Raw genomic sequence first — 24431 nt, forward strand, 5'->3', positions numbered from 1 at the left:
GTGAGCGTTCGGCCTGCAGCCGCACCGGTTCGAGACCTTCAAGCTGTCGACCGATCCGCTGTTTGCCGAGAAGGTGCGCGATATCGTGGGGCTCTATCTGGCTCCGACTGCCCGCGCCCTGGCTCTCTGCGTGGACGAGAAATGCCAGATTCAGGAGTTCGAGCGCACGCAGCCACTGCTACCGCTCTGGCTCCATCAGGAGGGTCGGCACACTCACACTTATGCCCGGCACGGTACAGCCCTTTATTTGCCGCTCGCAACGTAAAAGCCGAGACCGCCATCGGTCAGTGCTACCTCCATCACCGATCCAGCGAGTTCCGCTGCTTCCTGGATGAGATCGAGGCGGCGGCACCTGCCAACCTCACCGTGCATGTGGTGATCAACAACTCGGCAGCGCACAAGAGCAACCTGATCCGCGCTCGGCTGCCAAGCGCGCGGGATACCACGTGCACTTCACGCCGACATCCGCCTCGTGGATCAACCAGGCCGCGCAGTGGTTCGGCCTTTTGACCTAGCGCGCGATCCGGCGCGATGTTGATTGCTCGGCGCCGGAGTTCGAACGCGACATTCACACTTTCGTTTAAACCGCGAACGCTGGTTCAAAACCGTTCCAGTGGGTGAAGTTAGCGGACGCCACCCTGGCCAGCGTCAAACGCTTTGCTTGCGGGTACTCGACGCTGAGCCAGGAGAATCCTCTTTGCCACTAACCCCATACGCAGGCCACTAGTCCTTGCCGGCCTTGAAGTCAGCGAGGAGTTCAGGAAGCCGACCGAGCAGATAGTTGCCGAAACTCGGCTCTAGCTTCTCATCCAGCGAAAGGATGAAGCGCTGATCTCCCCGCTCGACGCGAGCGAGTTTGCGACCCGTCTTGTCCTTCCAGACCTCAACCTTTTTCACATCTGCTTTTGGGGCCAATGCCTCGAGTAATTCGGCGAATCGCTCATCGGTCGGCCGTCCCTGGAAACTCGGGTCGCCAAGGATGCGGTCCACCTTGTTCGGCGGCGCCGTCCTAATTAGCTCGGCGAGTGCACGCCAGCGCGGACCGCCAGCTTTTGGTGCCGGCCCAATGGCGGCGACTACGTGTTCTGGGACCGTACGTGCAACAGTGATGTAGTTGGAAACGTCCGGCTTATGGACTCCCATCGCCGCGCAGATCACGTCTCGCGTGAACGTTAGAGCCTCGAGCCGAAAGGCGAAGAAGGCTCGCTCGATGTAGCTGAGATTTCGGCGATCGAGGTTCTCTTTGCCCTGGGCGACAACCAGTTCCGCGTCGGTGAGCGGTCGAACGACTGCGCGGACAGGCCTTCTGAGAGCACGGCAGGCCCTCGCGCGACGATGTCCGAAGGCAATCTGGTATCGGCCTGGCTTCGACGGGTGCGGGCGGACAAGGATCGGTACCTGCTGACCGCTTTCGCGAATGCTCTCGACCAGGGTATCGAGCGTTGGATCGGTCGCGTCTGACACTCGATCGGCGACGAAGGATCCGTCGAGCAGTTCGGCATCGAGCTCAACAATGGCGGAACCGGTTTCGATCTGCTCGGCGACCTCCGCGCGAGACGCAAGGTGCTCAAGAGCCGATCCCATGGCCGCCACGGCTCCGCTTCGGATGCGAGGAGCGGGTAGCGGGTTAGAAGCTTCTAATGGTGGATTGGAACCATCGCTCGGCCCGTTAGAAGCTTCTAACGACTCAACCGGGGAGGGGACCGCCGGCAGCGGTCCCGTCTGGAAAATTGCGTCGAGGCTTGATTTCCGGCTCATGCACGCCCCCACGCGCGACGGATGGTGGCTTCGATTTCAGCGTTCACGGCTTCGAGAGCTTCGATGGCTCGATCGTAAGTCGAACGTGTCATGGTCTCCCGCCCGATTTCATAAAGGGTCTGCTTGGATAGGCCGGCATCCGATACCGCTGAGGACTTCAGCATCGGTGCATTCAGTACGGCCTCCCCAAACAAGTTGCGCAGCAAAGCAACAATGCGGTTCTGAGGCCCATCCTGTGGTTCGTATCGCGTGATGAGATAGCGCAACGCATCATACTCGATCTTCCCTCCGGCATCTCGCACGACGGAGAGAAGGTCGTTTGCCATCGCGAGGAACTGCGACATCGACGAGACATCGAGCATTTGCGGGTGGATCGTGATGAGGAGCGACGTTGCCGCGCAGAGAGCTGAGAGCGTCAGGAAGCCGAGTTGCGGCGGGCAATCGATCACAACGATGTCGTAGCGGTCATCGACTGTGCTGAGGGCCTGAGCGACGCGGGTGAAGAAAAGCTGGTCGGTGCTCCTACGCTTGGCCAGCGCTTTCGGCGTTTCGTGCTCAAATTCCATCAGCTCGAGATTGGCCGGCACAACGTCGAGGCCAGTAAAGTAGCTTGGGCGGATGATATCGGAGAGAGGGCGATCTCCCTCGTACCTGATTGCGCCGTAGAGCGTATCGTTCGGCTGTACGTCGAGTTCAGGTTGAACACCGAGGAGGGCAGACAAACTGGCCTGGGGATCTAGGTCGATGGCGAGGACGCGATAACCGCGAAGCACTAGAGATTGTGCAAGGTGTGCCGCCGTTGTGGTCTTGCCTGAGCCCCCTTTGAAGTTCACCACAGAAATGATCTGAAGGTGCTCCCCAGGTCCACGCCAGGGCTGATACTTGCGACCCGAACGATTAATCTCGTCCAGATGCGTGCGAACGCCGTGGATATCGCCGAGCGAATATGATCGGCGACCGGTCGCGGAAACCTCGGGCTGGGGTCCTGCTCGATCGATCGAGAGTTGCCGCAGCCGACTGTCCGAAACGCCAATGATTTTGGCAGCCTCGCCGGAGGAGAACCGACGGAGGGTCTTAGCTGCACTCGGTGGATAGAGCGCAGCTGACATCCTTTGCAACTGGGTACGCAGGATTTCGGCGTGGTCGCCGATCATCTCGCTTTGGGTGGCCACTGACGGTCTCAACGTCTGGTGCGGCATGGCATGCTGGTTCACAGCCTCGGCTCTCGCTCACGGTAAATCGGCCGAATGGACGTTATAACCGTGAAGATTACCGATTTGCTACGATTCGTAGGGAGTGTCGAGTCCGGAATCTGGGCGAGGCAAGCGCGCAGGAGGATCGATCCGGGTTGCCCTCCAAATTCACAACAAGAGGGCTCGATCGCGTTGAAACGGATGTGGTTCCGCCAGGAACCATATCCGTATTGTTGGTAATAGCTAACCGCACTCGCGCCGGGCCCGCCGTCAATCAATCCAGACAATAGGTGGCAGATCGCGCTGAGGCTTGATCAACGCCCCAGCCACCGGGCAAGTGGGTCGGGGCCCCATTCGTTGGAATGAACGTCGATCGAAGCTCCGGGCAGCAGTCGATCAGGGCCTCACAGACCGCGATAGGGGGAGACGCACCACGCTGGATATGTCGTCATAAGAGGGGAGGGGAGATGGATGCCACCAGCTTCGGCTGTCCAACGACGAGCTTGAGGGTGATGCCCACGCGGCTTCTCGTGCTCGCAAACCTGGAGGCCAGCGCGAAGGGGGCGAGGAACGGCTATAGCTGACGCTGGGCCCGCAGGAGCGCGACGCCACCGTGGCTGTCGTGTGGGTCATCCGGGGAGGCTGCGGCCATCAGCAGGCTGTCGCCCGTAGGGCAGTGCATTGCGCTTGCGGCCGACGATGCGCTTGGGGAGACCGGACCCGCGTACGCCCTCGAACCTGACACCGCCCGAGCGCACAGCCTGCGCATCAAGGATGGCCCCCACCGGACCGGCCTAGCGCCAACCCGCTCGCGATCCGCCAGGATCAGGGCGTGCGCCAGACGCTCGAACACGCCGGTCTCGGCCCAGCGCTAGAGCCGGCGGTACACCGTGTCCCAGTGCGGGAAGTAGAGCGACGGCTGGCGCACGGCGCAGCCGGTACGCGAGGCACAGAGGATGCCATCGAGCACGGCGCACTACGACCACAGCTACGGGCAGCCTGTTCGAGGTGGGGCGGGCAGCAGTTGCGCGAGTAAGACCCAATCGACGTCGCTCAGGCAGGTTACGTACAGCAGGGTTTCGCGCAAAAGCTCTGCGCGAGCGGCGAGCGTCCACATCGGGTCTTTCGGTTGTGCATTAGACACTCCCTCCACGCCCGTGACGCGTGCCACTCACTCAACCCTCAAGCTTGCATGCCAGTTCTGAAACGGATTCTCACACTTCCTCCTATGATTGAGCCGATCAGGCAGGGTTGCCCTTTTCGGGTCACAGTAGCCGCACGATCTCGCTGTATGGCTGTCGGCTCGCGACCTTTTCAGCATCCGAAGTTGACTAGTTTGGGTCGGCGCTGTCGCTCCACTGCTGAATGTCCCCGACACATGTACCTTGAGCCAAAATCGGCATTAACGACGTAAGTAGCGATCGGCATGATAGAGCACTCCTGAGCATCCATACGTTCTTTGTCGGTCACGTCATCCGCCGCCGGCGCATGGTCATGAGTTCAGCGGCCACGCTGTAGCGGCCATCGAGGCATAACCGCACGAGATGCCGGAAGTAGCCGCCGGGGTTCCGGATTTCGGACTTGCGCCTGCCCGTCGTTTCGTCGTCGTGCAGCTGGGCGACCATCACTACGAGCGCCGCGGCCTGAACCAGCCCCAAGCTTTCGCAGGCCTCAGTCCAAGCGCTCGGATGGGCACCAATTGAACCGCGAAGTGAGCGCCCAGCGTCGATGAGCTCCGGCTCGGTCAGAATCTCGAACCCGAGCTCAGCTGCGACGGGGCAGGCGGCCGCCACCAGAGCAGGGTGAAGCACTGCCCTGGCCCCATCACTCCTCGAAGAGACCTTGTTACAAGACTTACTAAGGGGTTCGTTGTCTGTTTCTATGTGGCTGCACGATTTGCCGGCACAGGCGGCTTGGTAGAAACGATCCTCAGCCAGCTCCCGCAACTCACTCCACGCTTCGACGACCAGGCTCGGGTCTTTCGAGGATCGCGACCGCATGGGAGAGGACTCTTCCAGGGCATCACGCGCCGCGGCGAGATCGGTAATCGAAACTCCAGGGTACTGCGTAGCGAGCCCATGCAGCGCTTCCGAAACAGCACGGCGACAGACGGTTAAAAGGTCAAAAGAACGCCGTCTGTGCTCAACCTCGGCGGTCAACGCGCGCAGTCTCTCGGCCCATTCCCCAGCCCGTGCGACCACAGGCAGGAGATCGAACCCGAAGGCGTCTACGATCGAGCCGTCGGGTGCCCGGATGGCGTAGCGCTTGCCGTTGGCAGAGTCCTTCGGGGCGATCAGCTCTAGGGCTACGAGATCGCGCAGGGCGTAGCGGACGGCGCGCTCGGAGAGTCCCGTCTTTTCGCAAAGGCGCTCGTTCGAGGGCCAGACCAAGAGCCGGGCCCATGGCTGTTCGCCCCAGGCCGCAACCAACGCTTCGAGCACTTGGCGCAGCGAAGGACGCAAGGCCAGTGACTTGGCGGCGTCACGAGCGTGACCCGCGAGTTCGCGCCTGGAGACCGCGCGGCCCTCGTCGAGCGCACGTCTCCGGCCGGCGAGAGCGGCACGCGTCAGCGGCCGTCCACCGGTATTAACCCTCTCCACTCGAACCCTCCATGGCGGAAGGCAAAGCGGGATCGTTCACCCGTTAGGGTGTCATTGACCGCTGATGGGAGGGAAGCTACAACAGGAGTGCGAATCGGGTCGCAGTCCCTTCCCCAAGCGGATATGTGATCCAAAGGCCCTGGTGCTCCCCAGCACCGGGGCCTTTTGCTTTGCCGCTACGACATTGCTCTCTCCTTGCCACCGTAGACCGTGGACAGGGCGTGATTGATCGCCTCGGACCGGTTCTTGAACCGTCCAGCCTCGATCTCCTGATCGAGCAGGGCGCGGATCTCAGGCATGAGCCAGACGCTCTGCGTGGTCATGCCTTTCTCTCGCAGCGCTTCGCGGCGACGCGCCTGCCGGCGACGATCGCCGGCCGTGAGTTCCGCGAGACGTTCCTCTGCCGATTTCATCGGACCCCATCCGATTCAGCCAACGTGACAGCCCATGTGGGCCGATTCGGATGAGCGGAGCAATAGGAGTCATTAAGCCGGGCCGCTTACAGTGGGCATTGGAACGCAGTTCCGTGTGGATGGAGCTGATTCACAGGTTTAGATTCTGGCTCGCGTGCCGAGGTCATACACCGTCGCTGCGACTGCCACGAAGGCCGCTCCAGAGATATTCAGGGCGGCCTTCGGCCCATATCGACTGGTCCGTTCGCACTAGGTTTATGGGTGAAAACACTATCTTCCCCCTAAGTTATTGCGTGCAATCGAAATTCGACCAAGAACGCGCTGAGTTTCGCGGCAAAGACGTAGTAAAGCACGGGTACCGCGATAAATAATTTTGGTAGAAAACCACATATTAATACCTGTAGTTGCATCTCCGGCCCCCCGGCGGAGATTGTCAACCCGAATCACGTCCTGGATATGATTCGAAGGTATTTTCAACGTAGATAGGCCGTTGTTAGGCCCTTTGCGGGTTAGACGCTCGATCATGCGGGCATCTCAATGTCGAGCGTGAACGAGCAGTCCTTGATCGTTGAGATGACCTTTGCGGTGCCGATGGCTCCTTCGGGGTTCCAGGCGCTGCCCTGAATGCGAACGGCAGTGATTTTCCGGGTGGCCTTGTGGATGTGCCCGGGCGGTCTCGCCGTGAGGGAAAGACTCCCGATCGCTCCTGCCCGCACTGCTGCGGCCCGGAAACGTCGCGCTAACGTGCCTGACAGTTCCTCGTGGTAGACCACGTGGATGAGGTTGTCCGCAGCGTGGCCCGGCTTGCCATCCATCAGTGCCTCGACACACCGTGCGATCACCAGCGCGGTGGTGAGAGGAGAAGAAGGGCGGATGCAAACGATACCCCGGGCGGAGATGGCAGAGCACAATTCAAGCCCCTCGGTGAGCGAGACGCTCTTGAGGCCGGCGATCTCGGAGGCGTGAGCCGCAAGGGCTATGCGACCGGTCTCGCGAATGGTCTTTGGGATCGCGCGGATCGGATCGATCGCCGCCTGGAGAGCAGCGCCGTCGGCCGACGTGATCTCGTCGGCGCTCACTTCGTGCAGGTCGATCTCGTACTTGCCCGCGACGAGGCGATCGAGCGCGACCGCGTCAACGAAGGCGGCGTAGAGTTCGAGCGGGTTCTTCTTGCGGCGTTGAGCGACCATTTCGATGAACGGCATCAGCGCGCCGTGCAAGGTCTCGGCCTCGGGTCCCAGGCGCATGTCCGCGATGGCAGCGGCCAAGGTCGAGGCGGTGATCCGCAGAGGTGGTCGCGGCACGGCGTCGAGATCGATCGAATAAACCTCGTTGTCGCGGCCGAAAGGCCGCGCAAGTTCGGCGAACTTCTGGGCCAGCATTTCCTCCTTCTCGTCGGCCTCCTGGTCGTCGGGGTTGGCGTCATCCTCAGGGACGGGCCGGACAATGCCTTGGACGACGATGGCGCCCATTCGATTGATGCAGGCCCCGAACACGAGGTTGTTGATCGCCAAAGTTTGCCACTGCGGGTCGTCGCCTTCGATCGCCACGCCCTGGACCAGGTCCTCGCGCCGCAGCCAGACCTGACCGGTCTTCGCCAGGCCGATCGGCCAGGTCGCATCGCCGCGCCGGCGCGTAGTCTCGTCGCGGTAGCCGCGGCGTCCGAGGTGGTGCGGCACACGCCCCGGCGCGCGCCAGTTGCGCCAGCCGTAGGTGAAGTGGCGCAGGAAGCGGTACCCGGCGTAGGCCAGGATCGCCTCGGGCACGAACGGCGCGGCGCACAGCGACACTGAGAGCGCAGTCGCGATCCCGAAATGCCACGCGACCTCTTTGGGGGTGTCATCGTTCATCGATCACACTCCCGCTTTATCCTTGCCACGGATCATCGACCGCATGGTCTTGCCGCCGGCAACGAGTTTGTTACCGGCCCTGGTAGCGGTGCTGCCTAGGATCTGGTTCGGCGAACTCGGCATGATGATGCCGGCCGCGGCTGTCGCAGTGCTGCTGCCGGTGCGTCGCTCGATCTGTGCCCCGATCCAGGACAGCACGGTCTCCGGCAGGGCACTGATCTGACCGGCCGACAGCATAACGATCGAGAACAGGATTACGGCGTAGACGAACAGCCCGGCGGTCCCGACCATCGCGTAGGCGATGGTGCCGTCGGGCGAGAGCATCGCGAGCGCACCGCGGAAGAACACGTTGGTGATGTCGATGCCAACCCGCATCAGCAGGAGCGAGACCAGCAGCCCGACGACGATCAGGGGAGGGCGAAGCAGGATGCCGAGGAAGAACATGTAGCCCTGGCCGCTGTTGCCGACGAAGCTGTCGGAGCGGGCTGGCATGAACTTGGTGAGGAGCCAGATCGGCACTGCGATCATCGACTCGGCGACGACGAGAAACCAGTTGAAGGTGCTCATCAGAAAATGGACAATGACCACGAACGGCACCAGGCCGACCAGCATGAAGGCGGCAGCAAAGAGGATCGTAGCTAGAAAATGAAGAAAGCTCGAAACCTTCTGGAGGCCTTCACCAGCGAGTTTCCCGATTGGGTTTTTTAGCTCCCCCAGCCCCCAACCAACGAAATCCGCCCCCACACCAGCTCCCGTGGCTATAAGACCATAGTTGGCGATGGTCTGGCCGATCTCCTGCACCTCGAGGATCGGGTCCCTCCAGGTCGTATTCTCCGGCCGGCTGATGACCCCGAGGACGCCCGAGTAGATTGCCGACAGCGCCCTGGCGAACACGCTCGGCGGGTCGGCCTGGGCCACCGGGTCGTCGCTGGCGATGCGCCCGACGCTGCCCGTGCCTTGAGCGGCGATGAAGCCGCTGAAGGTCCCGACATACGTGACGTTGCGCTGCGCTTCCTGGGCGAGCGGCCAGTAGGCGCTGTGGCCGAGCGAGGGCATGTAGGTGGCGATGCTGGCCGGGGGCACCGCCGTCACCGAGGCGCTCGGGCCGGCGGAGGCGGCGAGGAGCTTGGCCTGGACGAGGCTCATCGAGCGCTGCCACATCGCGGCCGACAGCCACCCGCTCTCCGTCGAGTTGTCCAGGTAGTTGCGCAGGACCTGGTTGAGCTGGGCATTGTCGCCCTGGGTCAGGCTCTGGCTGACGCTGGTATAGGCCGCGTCGATCGCGTCCTTGATGCGGCCCTGGATCGCCTCCTCGTCGCGGGTGCCGGACATGATGGTGGTGGCGATCCCGTTCGCGGCGCCGTCGAGGCTGTTGATCGCGGCCTGGAACGCGCGCTGGCTCTGCTGCTCGGCCAGCGCGATCAGGAGCGATGTCGTCGAGGCGTCCTTCGTGTCGGCGAGGTTGACGTTGATCTTCTGGTGCTCGTAGACGACCGAGCCGCACAGGTTGTTGGACTTGCGGAAATACCCGTTCGAGTCGGCGAAGTAGTAGGTCGTCGTCTGCGGGCTCCACGATCCGAAGCTGCCGGTATCGGTGACGATACGTGAGACGATCGAGGCGGCATTGTCGCGGCCCGACACGTTGTTGGCATATTGCTGCAAGGACTGGGCGCAGACGTGGCCGTAGAGGCGGGCTTCGAGCACCTTGGCGAGCTTGCCGCGCAGGGCGAAGTCGCCGAGCGCCTGGGTCGGTTGGGCAAGCGTGCCATACATGCCGGTGAGCTGGGTGCCGGCGACCCGCGTCCAGAGGGTGTCGCCGAAGCCCGATCCCCAGACGGCGATCTGCACCACCAGGATCTGCACGAGCGACAAGCCGGACTTGATCGGCAAGCTGAGGATCGCGCCGGTCATCACCCGCAGCAGGGTGTACTTGGCGGAGGATCCCCGGCCGAAGGCCTGGCCGTCGTTCGCGGTGTCGGCAACGAGCGAATAGAGCAGGTAGCAGGCGAGGATCGTCGAGACGATCAGGCAGCCGACGTTGAAGTAGCCGAGCGCCACCGTGAGCGGGCGATCGTCCGAGCAGGTCGCGGCGGTCCACACGCCGTCGACCACGCAGCCGAGGAGCTTGCGCAGGTTCACCAGCGCCAGGTCGTTCTGGACCGGGGTGAAGATCTCCTTGCCCGTCGTCTGGGCCTGGGCGGCGCCGGCCGCGGCGAGGGCGCCGAGGCTGCCGCCGGCGGCGATGATCCTGCGGAGCATTGGGGGGATTCCCTAGAAGTTGCCGCCGGCCTGGGTGGCCAGGATGGTGCCGAACAGCGCCGATGTGCGGGCCTGCTGCTCGATGAGCTGCTGGCGCAGGCTGAGCGACATCGAGCGCATCCGGGTGAGCTCGATCAGCAAGCCGTGCTCGGACTGACCTGCGAGCCCGGCCGACCACGCCTCGAATTGCGGCCCGCCGCCGTACTGGCTGATGAGCGCGTCGAGCTGCGCGAGCGGCGAGCCGGCGGAGGTGCCGGTCTGGTGGTCGTCGGTGGACGACATCGCCCGCACGGCGCTGAGCGAGACGAGTGCGGGCGAGCGCAGGGCCTCGACGCGGCGGGCCCGCAGCATCATCACGTCGGCCTCGGCACCCGGCATCGCGGCGGTGGGTTTCGGCATCGGCAGGCCGGCCATCGCCTCGATCACGGCCTTGCGGTCGTCGTCGCTGGCGGCCGGATCGAACAGGACCGCGCTGTCGGTCTTGGTCGGGTCCTGCAAGCGGTTGCGGGCCGCCTCCTGGACCGGGGTGTTCTTGCCCGGCGCCACGTCGAGGCTGCGATAGGTCTCCCGGCCGCTCTTCGCGACGTTGCCCATGGAGCGGCTCGTCGAGTTCATCAGGTCGATCGAGCCGCAGGCGTTCACGCCCTGGCCGGTGTCGATCCCGTACTGCTCGCGCGCGTCGACGAGGGCGCGGCGCTGCGCGACCTGGGACAGGGTCGAGGCGACGGCCTGCTGGGTGTTGCTGACGAGGTTGACCTCGCGCTCGCCGTTGGTCGAGGTCTGGGCGGTCTGCACCTTCATGGCGGACAGCAACAGCTCGAGGGTGAGGCTGCGCTGGGTCGCGATGTTGGTGCCCATGGTGGCCACCCGGGTGGTCAGGGTGGCGGTCGCGCTGTTGTGGCCGGCGATCCAGATCGGATCGGCGACGAAGCAGGTCTGAGCCGCCGCCGGCGCGGCGAGGCTGGCCGCGAGGGCGGCGGCGGAGACGGCGAGGAGGACCTGTTTCATCACGGTGCCTGGAAGCTCGCGGGGGTGAAGGGGCCGCGCGCAGGCGCGGGCACGCTGTTCGTGAGGCGGGCGTTGACCATGGCGAGCAGCAGCGCCGCGGCGGTGGCCTCGGTACGCATGCCGCGTTTGATCTGGTGGGCGAGGAGCGCGAGGTTGGCCGCCTCCATCCGCACGGCGTCCTGGATGATGCCGCGATCGTGCTGGCCGGCGACACCGGCTGCCCACGCGGCGCCGCCGTCGTTGCCCTGCCAGTGGGTCGAGAGGGCCCGCGCCTGTGCGATCGGCCCGTCGGGCCGGTAATCGGCCGCGATGTCGGCGAGCACCACCGCGGTCATCGACCGGTAGGTGTCCTTCCCCGTCTTCTCCAGGCGATCGCGGTCGCCGGTGGCGGTCGCGGTCGCGGCAGTGCCGCGAGGCCGTTCGTCGGGCGGACCGACCACCGTGTTGATGAACTTGGCCGCCGCCTGCGCGTCGCCGCTGTAGAGGGCGGCGCCGTCGGGGGTGGCGCCCGAGCGGACGTCGGCGACCCAGTCCTTCGGGTCGGCGTAGCGGCCGGGCTGGGCGCGAACGGGCGTGACGATCTGCCGGCGGGCGGCGGAGGTCCCGGTCATCGCCGTGTAGAGACCCTGCGCCTTCGTGTTGGATCCGCAGGGGTCGTAGCCGACCGAGCCGTAGCGGTGGGCGGCCAGCGCCACGGCCTGGCGCTGCTCCTGGGTGACGACGGTGGTGGCGAGCGCCTCGCTCGAGGCCCGGAAGCCGTTCGAGACCTGGTCCGAGCCGGCCGCCGACTGCGCGGTGAGGACCTTCACGGCCGAGAGGAGGCGGGCGCGCTCTGCGATCTCCTGCGTGATCAGACCGGCCTCGGTGGTGGTGATCGCGCCGGTGATCGCGGTGGTGAGGGTCGAGGTGGCGATGTTCACGCGGGCCTCGACGCCGAAGCAGGTCTGGGCACTCGCCGGGGTGACGGCGCCGATCGCCGCGGCGGCAAGGCCCGAGAGGAGGATGCGACGGGTCATGGGCTGCCTCCCTGGCGGCTGTCGCCGCCCATGCCGCCGAGGATGACGCCGACGAGGCTGGCACGAGCCCCGCTCATGATCGCCCCGTAGCGGCGGGCCATGACGAGGGCGGCATCGTCCTCGACCGTGGTCGGGTTGGGCTTGACGGTGGGCAGGGGAGCGACGACGTCGAGGTAGTCGGCGGCGGTCATCACCTCCTCGGCGCCGTAGTCGCGATTGAGCAGCCAGGGCGCGGCGTCGGAGTCGCCGGCGCCGAAACCGCCCTGCTTGGCACCACTGCACCAGCCGGTCGCCTGCTCGGAGGGCGAGCAGTAGAAAGTGCGACGCTGCTCGAGGGTGATGCCCATGCGCTCGGCCGCGTCGCCGCCGCTGGTCAGCCAGCGCTGGTCGGCTTGGCGGAAGGACTGCCGGACCCTCTCGGCCGAGGCGTGGCTGTCACGCTCTTGGCGAATGGCGAGTGACACGTCGCAGGCGGCGTAACCGGTACCGGTGTCGTAGCCGTACTGATGCTGGGCGCGAGCGAGGCGCAGGGCGTTGTCCTGGCTCACCAGGGTCGATGCAGCAGCCTCGGCGGCAGCCTTGTGACCGTTGGTGGTCTGAAGAGCCGTGGCGCTCGACTGCGCGCCGGAGACTTTCATGGCGGAAATCATCCGCTGAAGGGAGATCTCCCATTGCGGGAACAGCCCTTGCGCCTGGGCCGGAGATGCCAGGGCGACGGCAACGACGACGCCGGCCGGAAGGAGGAGGAACCGGCGCGTCATGGCCGGACCTCCACGGGGCGGGCATCGAGGGCGTAGAGGGCGACGAGCTGGGCGAGCGCGGCATCCATCTGTGCGTCGTAGTCGAAGGTGTTGGCGGTCAACTCGGTCGCGTTGGTCCGCGCCAGCTCGATGAAGAGGCTGCGGTTGGGTTGGTTGGCGACCTTGACCGCGTGATCCTCCGAGCCGGTCGATCGCTCCGCTGCGGCCGAGATGGAGGCCTGCCGGGACTGGGTATCGGAGCGGGACACGGTCTCCGAGGCTGCGCCTTCGTTCGCACCGGGTGAGCACGTCTTCGGCAAGGTGGTGTCACGCGGCCCGCCGGCCATGTCCGGGTACTTGGTCGAGATCGGGATCTGGCGCGGCAGGAACGGCTCGGGGTTGACGTAGTACCAGGCCTGCGGGAGGGCCGACTTGATCGCGTCGGCAGTCATCGGGCTCGCGCCCTTGCCCGACCCCATCTTCCAGGCACGACCGTTCGTCCCCGTCGAGGAGAGAGCGCTACCCTTGAGGAGCGTTCCGAGATGGAGGTGAGGAGCGCACTGCCTCATGCCCTCACAACCCATGGTCCCAACCTGATCTCCAGCAGCGACCCGACCAGACTGTCCTTCCTTGAGCGTTGTTGTGTTCATGTGAAGATACAAGAAGCGTGTATCTCCTGAAATTACATCGGCAATTACGCCCCCTCCTCTGAATTCATAATATGAGACCGGGCCGGCCGAACCCGAAAATATCTTCGTTCCGGCGCCCTGACTGTTCACGATATCCATACCCTGGTGGTAACCCGCAGAAGCTCCCGGGCGGCCGGTTCTGTTGACACCGTACGGCGAGGAAACCCGTTGCCCGCCCGGGCTCATAATATCTGCGGTCAAGCACGTCCCGGCGAGAACCGAGCTGCCGGAGAAAACGGCAGAGGCCGCACCAAGCAATAAGAGCGGTAGCGACCTCATCGCACACCTCCCTGAACATTCTGACAAAGCTCGTGTGGCGTGTTGTTGAATAATATCCGAGTTGGACTCTGTATAATAAGAGAAAATGAGTCGTCATCATCATCTCCTTGAATAAGATATTTTTCATGTGTTGATTTATCATAGGTGCACTTTGCGTCCACCATTAGATATTTACCCTCTTTCTTGATTTTTGACATGGGGCAGCGCCCTTCACCGCCGCCAAGACGTTTGACGATACGGTTAGGCTCGATTTTTAGAAATGGAGGACTGCAATTCAGGCCATGATTAGATGATCTCCCCCACTCGCCGACGGGAAGCGAAAGCTTCTGGGCGTGCGCTGAAACAGCACCGATAAACAAACCCACAATAGACAGAATGACTAAACGACCCATCATCGCATGATCCCCTCAAATCCGGTGCCGGTCGTAGTGCCGGAAGACGGAGGAATGACAATCGTGGAGGAGGACGATTGTGACGTGTCCGGCTGCACCACAGGGGTCGAGGTTTGCGTCTGGGTCAGGTTGAGCGCCGAGCCAAATGCCGAGTTCTGGACGTGGTTGTAGGAGCCGATGTTGGTGATGCTTGGCAACGAGATCGGCGAGATCGAGCCGTTGAGCTGCCGGAACAGGTCGCCGGTGATCGAGCTCTGGAAGCTGTTCATCTGGCGATTGATGCTGCCGATCGTGTCCTGAAGCTGATTGTCGAGGATCTGGCATACCTGGCGCTTGGCCTGGTCGATCACCGACTGCACCAAGTTCGTCGCCGCGCTCGTGAGGAAGCCCGAGAGGTCCGGGATCAGGTTCGAGAGGTCGAACCGCTTGAGCAGGTCGCCGGCGATGCACGAGTTCGGCCCGTTGAAGAAGCTCGACGGGTTGACCTTGGCGGCGTCGATCAGCGCGATCTGGCGCTGCACGGCCGCGTCGGCGGCTTGGCGCACTAGGCAATTATTGCCGGTCGACTGCGCGTGAGCCGGCGCTGGCACGGCCAGCGCGAGCCCGCCGGCGACAGCGGCGAGGAGGAGGAAAGCCCGCATACGCGGGATCCGATCTAGAACGCCGGCCATTTTCCACCTTCGATAAATTTCGCCCAAACGTACTTGAGGAACCGCATCGGGGTCATCTTGCGGTGATTGCAGTACGCGAGGAACGCCGCGTACAAACCCATCGCGATGAATGTGTAGCGGCTCAGACCCGTGATGATGAGCAGCGGAAAGAACGCCGCAATGCTTCCATGAATGCCGAAGAACTGGAGCGGTACGGCGGACCAGCGCCAGGGGAGGTGACCGTCGCTCATGCGGGCTCCTTCGGTTGGGTGATCGGGGTACCGGGCGTCGGCTGGCCAGGCGGGCTCTTGCGTCCCCGGCCCCAGATCCGGGCCTCGCCGATGTCGAGGTGGCAGAAGTTCGGGTAGATCCCGACGCCGCCGCGGCCGCAGAGCGCTCCCGCGACCGCAACCGCGTCCGGGGCGTAGCCGAAGGCCTTGAGGTCGACGGCGCGGCCAGCGAGATGCAGCGAGCCGCGCGCCGCTCCCTCCAGTCCGGCATTGTGCTTGGGCGTCCGGTAGCCCGAGGTGACGATCAACGGCACGGCCGAGCCGTGGACCGCGCTCATCGCGCCCTGGACCGCCGCCAGGAGATCGAACAGGCGCGGATCGATCCACACGGCCGAGCTGCCGTCGCCGACGTCGCGCAGCAGCCAGGAGAGCAGGAGGAGATCGCGCCCGTTGTAGCCGTCCGGAGTCCGGACGATCGCGCTCACCTCCTCGCGGGTTCCCTCCCGTCGCAGCCACAGCCGCACCGGCGCGGCGGCCATGGGGACTGAAGCGCCGGCGAGCGCGGCGGCGTATGCGCGGTCGAGCCCTGGCAGGGTGGCCGCGAGGGCGCCGGCAAGGCCGGTGAGGAGGCTACGCCGCGAGACGGGCATCGCGGTATCCGTAACGATCGAGGACGCGGCGGGCGGTGGTGACGTCGATCACGCCCCGCTCGAGCGCGGACATGACGGTGAGCTTCATCGAGCGGCCGTCCTCGCCGCGCGCGATGATGGTGCGCAGCGTCTCGACGGCCTCGGCCATGCCGGCACGTGCCACCTCGCGCCGGATCGGATCGGTGAGGACCTGCCACTCGCGCAGGCAGACCCGGCCGCCGCCGACCTTCGGCACCAGGAGCTGAGAGACCAGAAGGTGGGTCGATGACAGGACGTCGTGGAAGGCCTGGACCTGGAGGTCGGCCGGAAACTTGAGGGTGAGGCGCCGCAGGATGTGGGCGACGTCGTTGGCGTGGGTGGTGGTGTAGATCGGGTGGCCGGTCTGCGCCGCCTCGACGCTCGCCAGCACCGTGTCCATGTCGCGCAGCTCGCCCACCATGATGAGGGCGGGCTTGCGTCGCAGGCTGTTGCGCACGCCGGCGGCGAAGGACGGCAGGTGCACGCCGATCTCGTGCTGCATGATGGTGCAGGTCGAGGACGGTACGTTCTCGAACACGAATTCGATCGGCGCCTCATAGGTCAGCACGTTGCCGTGGATCGGCGTCGGCTGCTCCAGGATGCGGCGCATCAGGGCGGCGATCGTCGTCGTCTTGCCCGAGCCGGTCTCGCCGGCGATGATGACGGCACCCTGCGCCGGGGTCGACTCGGCTACGATCTCGGGCTCGACGCCGAGCCCCTCGACCGTGGGCGGGTCGGCCGGGATGTAGCGGTTGACGATCTGCACGCCGACGTCGCCCTCGTAGTAGCCGGCAGTGACGTTGATGCGGAACCGGTGGCCGACCGGCTCGGCGTTGCGGTCGCCCGCGTTCTGCTCCAGCACCGTGATCGCGCGGTCGAAGTCCTGGCCCGAGTAGAGCTTCGACATGATCGACTCGGTGGTGGTCAGCTCGGTGGCGATGCGCGCGAGCGTGGTCGGCTGGAGCCAGACCTTGGTCAGGGCACAGAGATGCCCGTGGACGGAGGCGAGCACCGGCCGGCCGGACTGGAAGATCACGTCCGAGGCGCCGATCGCGACGGCGTGGATGAGGAGCCGCGTGACCTCGGCGCGGCCATGCACGACGATCGGCTCCTCGGGGTAGCTGGTGGCTCCCTTCCACTGCATCGGCCTACTCCGCGGCCACAGCGGCCGGGCCTGCGGCGCTGACGAACTTCGGGGTGACGACGATCTTGAGGAGGCGCTGGTCGACCGCGGCCGAGCGGCCGTTCCGGCTGATCTTGAGGCCGGTGGCGCGCACCTTGACGATCGGCAGGCTGACCGCGCCGGCCGTGGCGAGCTCGCCGTAGCGGCGCATGCCGAGGAAGTCCCGGTCGAGGCGCGCCAGGCCATCGTCGAAGGCCGCCCGCGCCTGGGCGATCCCGACCTCGAGCCCGCCCTTGTAGCCGATCTCCCAGTTCGCCTTCTCGGCGTCGCCTTTAGGGAGGGTCCAGGTGGTGCGGCCCTCCGGCGGCGGGGTGACGGTGAGGTAGTCGCGCCAGTTCGGCGGGATCACGGCGACGCGCGCATCGCGCACGATCTCGAAGGATCCAAGCGTCGTGACCAGCAAGGTGCGGGTCGGGGTCTGGCGCACGTCGCGCAGCTCGGACACCACCGGGGGCACGATGTCGCCACCGATCATCACGGCAGTGAAGGGATAGCGGGCCTCAAGGCGCGCGGCGATCGCCGGCGTGTCGAGGTAGGCGGCGATGCGCCTCGATTCCTCCAGGTAGCCGTCCTGGATCCCGGCCGAGCGGCCGGTGCGCTGGACCACCTTGGTCGGGCGGTTGGCGTCACCGAAGACCCCGGCCGAGTAGCGCTGGAAGTCGGGGTTCGACGGGTGCGGCGGGGCAGGGGCAGCCGAGTTGTCGCCGACATTCGGCGGGAACGGCTGGCTGTCACCCCCGGGCAGTCCCCGCGGGCCATTGGCGATCTGGTTGAGGACGTTGGCCTGCGCCACGCCGCCGGGACCGTAGTAGCCGGGCGGAGGATAGCCGCCGTAGCCGCCGTAGCCGCCGCCATAGCCCGGCGCGCTGTAGCCCGCGCCATAGCCGGCCCCGTACCCAGGCGCACCGTAGCCCGCACCGTAGCCGGGAGCCGCGTAGCCGCCGTAGGCGGGTTGGGCGTAGCCGCCCCCGTAGCCGCCGTAGGTAGGTTGTGTGTAGCCGCCATAGGGCACGCCGTAGGCGCCCGCAGTCGCGACGGGCGCACAGGCCGCCGGGGTCTGGGCGCAATAGGTGTTCGCGACCTGGGCCGTGGCCGGGAAGGGCGCGATACCGAGCGAGGCGGAGAAGATCCAGCGCGCGAGACGCATGGTCAGACCCCGCGCTCGCGCAACTTGGCGTCGACGTGACCCGAAGTGCTGCTGCCAGTACTGACGCAGGCAGGCAGCAGAACGGACATGCCGAGAAGCACGATCGCCAATCGAACTAGATATCGAATGCGAGAATGGTCCATGTCGAAGCCCCGATATTTTTTACTAATATTTGTATTGCCGTTACGACCCCGATTGCTCCACAAGCTCCATCCAAGAAACACCCTTGATGGACTGGATCGATGGGGATCGGATCGTTTCTCTCGGCGCGGCTCGCGCGTCGGGTCGGGCCGGAGCACCGCACCTTCGCGGCGATGACCGGGACCGTTCTCGGCGGCGCCCACGCTGCCTGCCCGGTGTGCCGGCGCGGGCACCTGATCGGGGATCCCGAAGCGCCCAACCTTCGCAAATGCGACGACCCGACCTGCGGGGCGACCTTCACGCTCGCCGAGATGGGTCGCACCTTCGCGCTGGAAGGGGCCGACGTCCGCGACCTGGCGCACGAGGCGCGCCGGCAGGCGTTCGTCCTGTTCCTCGCCGCGGTCGGGATCGGCGTCCTGGCGGCGGCTTGGGCGATCCTCGCCCATTCCTGGCTCACGCTGCTCGGCGCCATGCTCCTGTGCACCGTGGTGCTGGCAAGCGCGCTCGTGCAGCGCTACCGCGCCTGGCAGCTCGAGCGAGGTCGGTTGTTCGAGGCCCGCGCGCCACTCGGCGCGTTCGTGGCCGCCGAGCTGAGCGGCCTGCTCGGCCGCGATCGGCCGTGAGAGGAGGGGCGGCATCGTCTCAGGCCCCGCCGATCATCGTGCAGACGTTCGACAGCGACACGTCCATCTTGATCGTGTTGCCGACGAGGCTCGCCACGTCATTGATGAAGAAGGCGAGTGTCCCACCGACAAGATACAGGGCGGCGGAGCCGGGGCCGGCGCCGTGCTGGCCGGACGTGGCGTTGTAGAGCCGCATCCCGGCGATCAGCCAGGCGAAAGAGCCCAACATCATGAAGAAAAATGTGATCGCGCTCTTGATATCCTCGCAGGTCGAGGACCGTGGCGTCGAGCCGTAGTTGAACATGCTGTAGGTGATGTCGCCGCCCAAGACGAACGAGTTGGCGAATTTCCACAAAAGGACCGGCGCGACGATCATCGCGCTGCCGAGCGCGAGCTTGCCCATGGCGCCGTCGATGGTGACGGGGCGGTTCGTGAACTTGTGCTCGCCGGCGGCGACGCCGTAGAGGCCGTAGAGGCCGACTGTTCCGTACACGACCCCGAGGAGGGCGATCAGCAGGAACACCAGGTTGACGACGAGCGGGAACACCTCGCTCAACGAGACGAGGACGCTGCCGAGGTCCGGCACAGCCATCACTGAACCCTTTTCGAAAACTTTGACTGATATTCCAGCGCCTCAAGCCGCTCCTCAAGCGCGTTGATGCGCGCTATCAGCTCCTCGTATCTTAAATTCGTTGGGTCAACGTCGGGATTTGGCCGGCGATATGGCCGCTTCTCCTCAGCACTCCCATCGTGATACTCGAATTTCGATCTGTTTCTTTTCTGTTGCTCGGGAGCTGCTGCGGCATCGGGCGCGGCGACCACCAGGCTTGGCATACCGGTTGAGAGTACAGCCGCGAGGGTTGCATTTCTTAACCAGTTCCTAACGAAGCTTTTCTCGGCCATTTCTGCTTAACCCTTTCGATCTAGCCGGGACGCTTGCCTGGGCCTTACTGCAACCCCTGACGCCGAGTATTACTCGATAACATGCGGCATGTTACAGCGTACCACGACGAATAACAGTCATTATCACACGAATGAGCGTGTCTGGCGCGCCATGGTTCTCCTCTATCGGCATCGTTTAGCTACGATAGGCTCGGGCCTTAATTGACACGTCGTATCATTCTTCGCAATAAGAGCTCCAACACGAACGTCAATGACTCTGGTGGGGCGGTTCTGGCATGGAGAACGCAGTAAAACACTTGGCCTGGGCCGGATCTCTCGTTGCCTGTGTCTATCTTGCAACGTCTAACAACTGGCAGCCTGTCTCGCTTCAGATCGTGGCACGGGAACAAAATCCCAGTTTGGCAGCGCTTTCACAGAACAATTCTTCTCCCGCCAATCCTGCTAATTCTGCCAATTTGTTAGCTCCTGCGCCGCCGCCCGCCCCACAGGTTGCGTTAGCGCCTGCTATCACACCCCCTACGGTTGCTCGGACATATGTCCCGGCAGCCGTGCCTGCGCCCGTGCCGCAGCAGGCTGGGACCGTGAGTTACGCAACGATCGAGGATCCCAAGGCTGCGAGGCCGGTCATGGAGCTTCTGGCCAAGCTCGCCGCAGTCGTCGATGCGCCCCCGGGCACGCCGGAGGGTCAGTTCGCGACGATCTTCTTCGATCCGCGCTGCCCGTACTGCCACGCTGCATTCACGGCCCTGCATGGGCAGATCGCGGCGCGCTGGGTACCGGTTGTAGTCCTCGGCGATCCCGAGGGCGGCAACCGCATGGCGGCGGGCATCCTCTCGGCCACCGATCGGGTCGCGGCGCTCAAGGCCGCGTTCGAGACGAAGGGCGGCAAGGCGGGCGAGGTCAGCGCCGAGACCGCCGCCAAGCTCGCCGAGAACAGGGAGGCGTTCGCCTCGATCTTCGCGGCCTCACCGGCCCTGCGTCCCGGCGTACCGACGATGTTCGTGCCGCGGCCCGACGGGCGGCTCGCGATCATGGTCGGCTACGAGGCTGGCGACGACGCCAAGCTGCGCGCCGTCCTGGCCGGTAGCTGACGGATGGCCCGCCGAGCTTCCATCGGGGCGTTCAGCCTGCCCTCGGCGGGCGGGTGCCTGTCGCCCTCGGCCCTCGCCGACCGGATCGAGGGTTACTCGCGCGCCTCGTCGTTCCTCGCCGGCGCGGTCTTCGCCTCGCTGATGGCGATGATGTGGCTCGCCTACCTGTCGATCAAGCGGGCCGAGGTGATCCCCTACGTCGCCGATGGCGGCGTGTTCGGCTGCGAGGTGAAGATCGTGGCACCGCCGACGGCGGGAAAGCCGCAGTCATGAAATCGGCCGATCACATCGCCCAAGAGGTCGACGCCGGCCGGATGATGTTGCGCAACCAGTGGCAGTGGATCCTGCTGCTGTCGCTGTTCCTGCTGCTGTCGCTCACGGTCAACGCGCTCCTGTTCTACAACGCGTTCATCCGGTTTCCGGTCAAGCAGTTCATCTGGACTTCGGACGCGCAAGCCGTCTGCGAGGCGATCCCGCTTGCCGAGCCGAATATCAGCCAGGCGCGGCTGAAGGAGTTCGCGGTCTCGTCGGCCGTCCAGTTGAACTCCTACGACTACGCGAACTGGCGCGCGCTCATCAACAACGCGCTGAGCCAGTCGTTCACGCCGAAGGGGCGCGACCGCTACCGGGCGGCTCTGCAAGAGAGCGGCATCATCCAGAAAGTCGTGACGGGCTACCAGACCGTCTCGGCCGTGACGACCGACCCGGCCAATGTGGCGGAAGAGGGTAAGCTCGCGGGCCGCTACTACTGGCGCGTCGAGGTTCCGCTTCAGATCTTCTATCGCACGAACGTCGAGACGCGGGTCGAGCGGCGTCTTCTGACCATGACGATCGTGCGGATCGACCCCTCTCCGATCAACCCGAATGGCATCGCGATCGACTCGGTGATCTCGACGCAGCAACTGACCAATCAGGTGGGGCCATGAAGCGCGTTTTGGCCTCTGGCTTCGCCGTGGCTGCCGTCTGGGCGACCGCCGCGGTGGCGCAAGCCCCCGGGCAGCCGGCCCCGCCGAACTTCCAGCCCCCGGGCGAGACGGTACGCCGGCCGGCCGGGGTGCCGCCGGCCACTGCGGCTAGTCCCGTCGTTGTCCCCACGCAGGCCCCGCCCCCCGTCCCGCGCGCCCTGACCCCGGCCGAGCTCGAAGAGCTGCGCAAGCGCATGATCGGCGGCACCCAGGGCATGATCCTCAAGCCCGGCGAGATCCAGGACGTCCGCCGGGCGGTCCAGGATGCGCAGGGCGCCGGCAACTTCCCCGGCCGCGACGGGCGCATGCCGCGGCCGGAGCCACGGCTCCTCACCGTCACGCAGGAGGTCAGCCGCTCGGCGCCCGAGACGCTGCATCTCGCCTACGGGGTCGTGAGCCCGATCACCTTCGTGGATGCGAAGGGCGCGCCCTGGCCGATCGCCTCGGTCGCCTACGATCCGCGCCTGTTTGCGCAGGACGGCACCGGCTGCGGCCAGGATACCACGTTGGGGGCGACGCAGGTCCCGGCCGGGGCGGGCGCCGACAGGCCAACTTCGATCAACCTGATGCCGTGCCGGTACGACACCTGGGGCAACATCCTCATCCGCCTCGAGGCCGTGCCCTACCCGATCCCGCTGATGGTCCTCTCCGGCCAGAGCGAGACGGTGGACATTCCGGTCACAGTGCGGGTCGCCGGCACCTCGCCGCTCACCCCGGTCAAGGTGGTCACGGCGAGCGCCCCTGTTCGCAAGGCCGGTCCGCCCGGCCCGCCGCGGGGGCCAGCCCCGATCGACACCACGGCGCTCCTGCACCTCTTCGGCGCCGGCACGCCGCCGACGGGCGCGCAGAAGCTCGTTGCGACCGGTGGGGCGCAGGCCTGGCTCTACCGCGAGCGCATGTACGTGCGCGTCCAGGGCGACCTCGTCAGCCCGCAGCCGGTCGCCTCGGCCGACGCGTCGGGGGGCTACCGGATCTACGAGTTCCTCCGCCCGGCCTCGCGCCTCGTCGCCGAGCGCGGCGACGGAGCCGAGACCGCCATCACCATCGAATTCTAGGAGGGGATAATGGCCACGCTGTCTCCGAAAGCGACCGCTGCACTGGGTGGGTCGCTCCTCGTCTTCGCCCTCGGCTCGGCCGCCTTCGTTCTGAAGGACACGCCCGGCACGGACCAGGGCGCCGGGCTGGCCTCCGAGATCCGCGGACAGACGCCTAGTCCACAGAACGACATGATGCGTCCCGTCGGCAAGGTCGAGGCCGACCGGCGCGCCGGCGTCAACCGCCAGGCGGCGGACGAGAAGGACAGCGCCGGGAAGCCCTACGTGGCGCCGACGGTGATCGCCGAGAAGCGCGGCGCGACGATGGGCGATCTGCCTGACGAGAACCCGGTCCCGAAGGCGCCGGAGCCGCCCCCGGAGCCCAAGGTGGTGGAGAAGATCATCTACCAGGATCGTCCGGTCATCCAGACCGTGTACCGGGACGTGCCGGTCCAGCCGACGGCGGATCCCGAGCAGGTCGCGGCGATCAACGAGCAGATCAAGGCGCTGTTGAAGCCAACCCCTGGCGGGTTCCTCGTGCGCTCCTTCGGCAAGGGCGACCGGCCAAAGCCGCCTGAGCCGCGCCCGGCCGCTGCGGCAGCGCCGGTGCCGGTCGGCCCGTTCGGCCCCGGCATCCGGCACGCGACCGTGGCGCGCGCCGGCGACGTCGCCTACGCGGTGCTCGATCGCGGCTTCAACTCCGACGACCCGGCAGCCCCGATCTTCGCCACCATCGTCGACCTCGACGAGCGCCAGCAGCCCGGGCCGCTTAACGGCATCCGGCTGCTCGGCCAGATCGTCTACTCGCAGACGCAGGCCTCGATCCGGTTCTCGACCATGATCTTGCAGGACGGCCGCCAGGGGCCGATGCAGGCGCTCGCGATCACGGTCGACCAGGCCCGTACCGGCGTCGCCGAGGACGTCGACAACCACGTGCTCGAGCGCTACGGCGGCCTCGTCATCGCCGGCCTGATCCAGGGCGTCGGCCAGGTCGGCCAGCAGCTGACCCAGCTCAACACCCAGACGGTGGTCGGCAACGGCTTTGCGGTCCAGTCCGGCCGCAACGTCGATTACCTGACCGCGGGCCTCGGCGCCGCGCTGCCGGTCGGCCAGGCCCTGACCGCGGCGGCGGCGCGCAGCTTCAGCCGGCCGCCGACACTGTCGAGCCCGACCAACTTCCCCGTAGGCATCGTCTTCCTCCAGCCGGTGGTGGTGCCGCTCGACGCCGCTCGCGTCTTGGTCGGCGCCGGCACCGGTTACGGGCCCGATCCGGCCTTTGGTCCGAGCTACCGGCCCGAGACCCTGCCTATCTCCTACGTGAGGAAGCCGTGATGGGTGGCTCGAAGGGAGTCGCGGACGTCCTGCGCGGCCTGATCGACCTCGTGCCGACATTGGCCTGGCTCGTGGTCGTGCTCACGGCCGTCACCGGCATTTTCCTGACCGGCTACGCAATGCTGCGGGTCTACCAGGCCAACAACTCGGGCGACGGCACGGCGGGTAACTGGATCGTCGCCGGGGTGATCGGCTGCGCCATGACGATCCCCACGATCATCATCGCGCAATTCTCCTTCTACTTCGCCGAGTGAGGGAGGACCTGAC

Annotated in this window: 25 protein-coding genes and 1 pseudogene; 7 read left to right on the plus strand and 19 right to left on the minus strand. The window is 65.6% G+C overall.

Annotation, left to right across the window (positions count from 1 at the left end):
- Positions 1 to 723 precede the first annotated feature (723 nt).
- The 17 genes and pseudogenes from repB to EOE48_RS11055 form a co-directional block, all read right to left on the minus strand.
- On the minus strand, positions 724 to 1758 hold the full coding sequence (gene repB / locus EOE48_RS10975; protein ID WP_127728854.1) for a plasmid partitioning protein RepB: 1035 nt from the start codon (positions 1756 to 1758) through the stop codon (positions 724 to 726).
- A complete protein-coding gene (gene repA / locus EOE48_RS10980; RefSeq protein WP_127729055.1) occupies positions 1755 to 2957 on the minus strand; it encodes a plasmid partitioning protein RepA in 1203 nt (400 codons plus the stop codon). The genes repB and repA overlap by 4 nt, the downstream gene beginning before the upstream one ends.
- Positions 2958 to 4417: 1460 nt before the next feature.
- Entirely contained in the window at positions 4418 to 5551 is a 1134-nt protein-coding gene (repC, locus tag EOE48_RS10990) for a plasmid replication protein RepC (protein ID WP_127728858.1), read from the minus strand.
- A gap of 176 nt (positions 5552 to 5727) precedes the next feature.
- A complete protein-coding gene (locus EOE48_RS10995; RefSeq protein WP_048432303.1) occupies positions 5728 to 5964 on the minus strand; it encodes a ribbon-helix-helix domain-containing protein in 237 nt (78 codons plus the stop codon).
- A gap of 521 nt (positions 5965 to 6485) precedes the next feature.
- Complete coding sequence (locus EOE48_RS11000; RefSeq protein WP_127728860.1) at positions 6486 to 7814, minus strand: hypothetical protein; 1329 nt, start codon at positions 7812 to 7814, stop codon at positions 6486 to 6488.
- Between the two features lie 3 nt (positions 7815 to 7817).
- Positions 7818 to 10073: a DotA/TraY family protein gene (locus EOE48_RS11005; protein WP_127728862.1), complete on the minus strand. Its 2256-nt coding sequence runs from the start codon at positions 10071 to 10073 to the stop codon at positions 7818 to 7820.
- Positions 10074 to 10085: 12 nt separating this feature from the next.
- Positions 10086 to 11081: a hypothetical protein gene (locus EOE48_RS11010; protein WP_127728864.1), complete on the minus strand. Its 996-nt coding sequence runs from the start codon at positions 11079 to 11081 to the stop codon at positions 10086 to 10088.
- On the minus strand, positions 11081 to 12097 hold the full coding sequence (locus EOE48_RS11015) for a hypothetical protein (RefSeq protein ID WP_127728866.1): 1017 nt from the start codon (positions 12095 to 12097) through the stop codon (positions 11081 to 11083). The genes EOE48_RS11010 and EOE48_RS11015 overlap by 1 nt, the downstream gene beginning before the upstream one ends.
- Positions 12094 to 12858 (minus strand): hypothetical protein, encoded by a 765-nt coding sequence (locus tag EOE48_RS11020; RefSeq protein WP_127728868.1) that lies wholly within the window; start codon positions 12856 to 12858, stop codon positions 12094 to 12096. The genes EOE48_RS11015 and EOE48_RS11020 overlap by 4 nt, the downstream gene beginning before the upstream one ends.
- Positions 12855 to 13289, minus strand: a complete 435-nt coding sequence (locus EOE48_RS29820) for a hypothetical protein (protein ID WP_246154175.1) — start codon at positions 13287 to 13289, stop codon at positions 12855 to 12857. Before EOE48_RS29820 ends, EOE48_RS11020 begins: the two co-directional genes overlap by 4 nt.
- Before the next feature lie 75 nt (positions 13290 to 13364).
- Positions 13365 to 13805: pseudogene (locus tag EOE48_RS30360) on the minus strand (M23 family metallopeptidase); the annotation flags it as partial.
- On the minus strand, positions 13802 to 14200 hold the full coding sequence (locus tag EOE48_RS11030) for a hypothetical protein (RefSeq protein ID WP_127728872.1): 399 nt from the start codon (positions 14198 to 14200) through the stop codon (positions 13802 to 13804). The pseudogene EOE48_RS30360 and the gene EOE48_RS11030, both read right to left, overlap by 4 nt.
- Positions 14197 to 14838, minus strand: a complete 642-nt coding sequence (locus EOE48_RS11035) for a hypothetical protein (protein ID WP_246154144.1) — start codon at positions 14836 to 14838, stop codon at positions 14197 to 14199. The genes EOE48_RS11030 and EOE48_RS11035 overlap by 4 nt, the downstream gene beginning before the upstream one ends.
- A 14-nt stretch (positions 14839 to 14852) precedes the next feature.
- Positions 14853 to 15098 carry a hypothetical protein gene (locus tag EOE48_RS11040; RefSeq protein ID WP_127728876.1) on the minus strand — a complete coding sequence of 82 codons (246 nt, stop codon included), beginning with the start codon at positions 15096 to 15098 and terminating at the stop codon, positions 14853 to 14855.
- Complete coding sequence (locus EOE48_RS11045) at positions 15095 to 15727, minus strand: YcbK family protein (protein ID WP_127728878.1); 633 nt, start codon at positions 15725 to 15727, stop codon at positions 15095 to 15097. Before EOE48_RS11045 ends, EOE48_RS11040 begins: the two co-directional genes overlap by 4 nt.
- Positions 15708 to 16889: a type IV pilus twitching motility protein PilT gene (locus EOE48_RS11050; protein ID WP_127728880.1), complete on the minus strand. Its 1182-nt coding sequence runs from the start codon at positions 16887 to 16889 to the stop codon at positions 15708 to 15710. The genes EOE48_RS11045 and EOE48_RS11050 overlap by 20 nt, the downstream gene beginning before the upstream one ends.
- Positions 16890 to 16893: 4 nt before the next feature.
- Positions 16894 to 18075, minus strand: a complete 1182-nt coding sequence (locus EOE48_RS11055; protein WP_127728882.1) for a type IV secretory system conjugative DNA transfer family protein — start codon at positions 18073 to 18075, stop codon at positions 16894 to 16896.
- Positions 18076 to 18317: 242 nt separating this feature from the next.
- Here EOE48_RS11055 and EOE48_RS11060 point away from each other — a divergent pair, with 242 nt between their 5' ends.
- A complete protein-coding gene (locus tag EOE48_RS11060) occupies positions 18318 to 18839 on the plus strand; it encodes a hypothetical protein (protein ID WP_127728884.1) in 522 nt (173 codons plus the stop codon).
- Between the two features lie 19 nt (positions 18840 to 18858).
- Here the strand turns inward: EOE48_RS11060 and EOE48_RS11065 are convergent, their stop codons facing one another.
- Both EOE48_RS11065 and EOE48_RS11070 read right to left on the minus strand, forming a co-directional pair.
- Positions 18859 to 19431 (minus strand): hypothetical protein, encoded by a 573-nt coding sequence (locus tag EOE48_RS11065; RefSeq protein ID WP_048432318.1) that lies wholly within the window; start codon positions 19429 to 19431, stop codon positions 18859 to 18861.
- Positions 19431 to 19742, minus strand: coding sequence for a hypothetical protein (locus EOE48_RS11070; protein WP_127728886.1), 312 nt, complete (start codon positions 19740 to 19742; stop codon positions 19431 to 19433). Before EOE48_RS11070 ends, EOE48_RS11065 begins: the two co-directional genes overlap by 1 nt.
- A gap of 626 nt (positions 19743 to 20368) precedes the next feature.
- On the opposite strand from EOE48_RS11070, the gene EOE48_RS29830 reads away from it, so the two are divergent.
- The 6 genes from EOE48_RS29830 to EOE48_RS11100 are packed head-to-tail and all read left to right on the plus strand — an operon-like array spanning position 20369 to position 24418.
- Positions 20369 to 20833 carry a thioredoxin domain-containing protein gene (locus tag EOE48_RS29830; protein WP_246154145.1) on the plus strand — a complete coding sequence of 155 codons (465 nt, stop codon included), beginning with the start codon at positions 20369 to 20371 and terminating at the stop codon, positions 20831 to 20833.
- Between the two features lie 3 nt (positions 20834 to 20836).
- Positions 20837 to 21106 carry a hypothetical protein gene (locus tag EOE48_RS11080; protein ID WP_127728888.1) on the plus strand — a complete coding sequence of 90 codons (270 nt, stop codon included), beginning with the start codon at positions 20837 to 20839 and terminating at the stop codon, positions 21104 to 21106.
- A complete protein-coding gene (locus tag EOE48_RS11085; RefSeq protein WP_048432321.1) occupies positions 21103 to 21759 on the plus strand; it encodes a DotI/IcmL family type IV secretion protein in 657 nt (218 codons plus the stop codon). Before EOE48_RS11080 ends, EOE48_RS11085 begins: the two co-directional genes overlap by 4 nt.
- Entirely contained in the window at positions 21756 to 22853 is a 1098-nt protein-coding gene (locus EOE48_RS11090; RefSeq protein WP_127728890.1) for a DotH/IcmK family type IV secretion protein, read from the plus strand. The genes EOE48_RS11085 and EOE48_RS11090 overlap by 4 nt, the downstream gene beginning before the upstream one ends.
- Before the next feature lie 9 nt (positions 22854 to 22862).
- Positions 22863 to 24164: a DotG/IcmE/VirB10 family type IV secretion system protein gene (locus EOE48_RS11095; protein WP_127728892.1), complete on the plus strand. Its 1302-nt coding sequence runs from the start codon at positions 22863 to 22865 to the stop codon at positions 24162 to 24164.
- On the plus strand, positions 24164 to 24418 hold the full coding sequence (locus EOE48_RS11100; RefSeq protein ID WP_048432323.1) for a hypothetical protein: 255 nt from the start codon (positions 24164 to 24166) through the stop codon (positions 24416 to 24418). The genes EOE48_RS11095 and EOE48_RS11100 overlap by 1 nt, the downstream gene beginning before the upstream one ends.
- Positions 24419 to 24431 lie beyond the last annotated feature (13 nt).

Origin of the sequence: Methylobacterium oryzihabitans, assembly GCF_004004555.2 — a bacterium.
Classification (GTDB): Bacteria; Pseudomonadota; Alphaproteobacteria; order Rhizobiales; family Beijerinckiaceae; genus Methylobacterium; species Methylobacterium oryzihabitans.

Coding starts and splice junctions, on each gene's coding strand:
- repB (WP_127728854.1), bottom strand. CDS start 1,758: ATGAGCCGGAAATCAAGCCTCGACGCAATTTTCCAGACGGGACCGCTG.
- repA (WP_127729055.1), bottom strand. CDS start 2,957: ATGCCGCACCAGACGTTGAGACCGTCAGTGGCCACCCAAAGCGAGATG.
- EOE48_RS10995 (WP_048432303.1), bottom strand. CDS start 5,964: ATGAAATCGGCAGAGGAACGTCTCGCGGAACTCACGGCCGGCGATCGT.
- EOE48_RS11000 (WP_127728860.1), bottom strand. CDS start 7,814: ATGAACGATGACACCCCCAAAGAGGTCGCGTGGCATTTCGGGATCGCG.
- EOE48_RS11005 (WP_127728862.1), bottom strand. CDS start 10,073: ATGCTCCGCAGGATCATCGCCGCCGGCGGCAGCCTCGGCGCCCTCGCC.
- EOE48_RS11010 (WP_127728864.1), bottom strand. CDS start 11,081: ATGAAACAGGTCCTCCTCGCCGTCTCCGCCGCCGCCCTCGCGGCCAGC.
- EOE48_RS11015 (WP_127728866.1), bottom strand. CDS start 12,097: ATGACCCGTCGCATCCTCCTCTCGGGCCTTGCCGCCGCGGCGATCGGC.
- EOE48_RS11020 (WP_127728868.1), bottom strand. CDS start 12,858: ATGACGCGCCGGTTCCTCCTCCTTCCGGCCGGCGTCGTCGTTGCCGTC.
- EOE48_RS29820 (WP_246154175.1), bottom strand. CDS start 13,289: ATGACTGCCGACGCGATCAAGTCGGCCCTCCCGCAGGCCTGGTACTAC.
- EOE48_RS11030 (WP_127728872.1), bottom strand. CDS start 14,200: ATGATGGGTCGTTTAGTCATTCTGTCTATTGTGGGTTTGTTTATCGGT.
- EOE48_RS11035 (WP_246154144.1), bottom strand. CDS start 14,838: ATGCGGGCTTTCCTCCTCCTCGCCGCTGTCGCCGGCGGGCTCGCGCTG.
- EOE48_RS11040 (WP_127728876.1), bottom strand. CDS start 15,098: ATGAGCGACGGTCACCTCCCCTGGCGCTGGTCCGCCGTACCGCTCCAG.
- EOE48_RS11045 (WP_127728878.1), bottom strand. CDS start 15,727: ATGCCCGTCTCGCGGCGTAGCCTCCTCACCGGCCTTGCCGGCGCCCTC.
- EOE48_RS11050 (WP_127728880.1), bottom strand. CDS start 16,889: ATGCAGTGGAAGGGAGCCACCAGCTACCCCGAGGAGCCGATCGTCGTG.
- EOE48_RS11055 (WP_127728882.1), bottom strand. CDS start 18,075: ATGCGTCTCGCGCGCTGGATCTTCTCCGCCTCGCTCGGTATCGCGCCC.
- EOE48_RS11060 (WP_127728884.1), top strand. CDS start 18,318: ATGGGGATCGGATCGTTTCTCTCGGCGCGGCTCGCGCGTCGGGTCGGG.
- EOE48_RS11065 (WP_048432318.1), bottom strand. CDS start 19,431: ATGGCTGTGCCGGACCTCGGCAGCGTCCTCGTCTCGTTGAGCGAGGTG.
- EOE48_RS11070 (WP_127728886.1), bottom strand. CDS start 19,742: ATGGCCGAGAAAAGCTTCGTTAGGAACTGGTTAAGAAATGCAACCCTC.
- EOE48_RS29830 (WP_246154145.1), top strand. CDS start 20,369: ATGGAGCTTCTGGCCAAGCTCGCCGCAGTCGTCGATGCGCCCCCGGGC.
- EOE48_RS11080 (WP_127728888.1), top strand. CDS start 20,837: ATGGCCCGCCGAGCTTCCATCGGGGCGTTCAGCCTGCCCTCGGCGGGC.
- EOE48_RS11085 (WP_048432321.1), top strand. CDS start 21,103: ATGAAATCGGCCGATCACATCGCCCAAGAGGTCGACGCCGGCCGGATG.
- EOE48_RS11090 (WP_127728890.1), top strand. CDS start 21,756: ATGAAGCGCGTTTTGGCCTCTGGCTTCGCCGTGGCTGCCGTCTGGGCG.
- EOE48_RS11095 (WP_127728892.1), top strand. CDS start 22,863: ATGGCCACGCTGTCTCCGAAAGCGACCGCTGCACTGGGTGGGTCGCTC.
- EOE48_RS11100 (WP_048432323.1), top strand. CDS start 24,164: ATGGGTGGCTCGAAGGGAGTCGCGGACGTCCTGCGCGGCCTGATCGAC.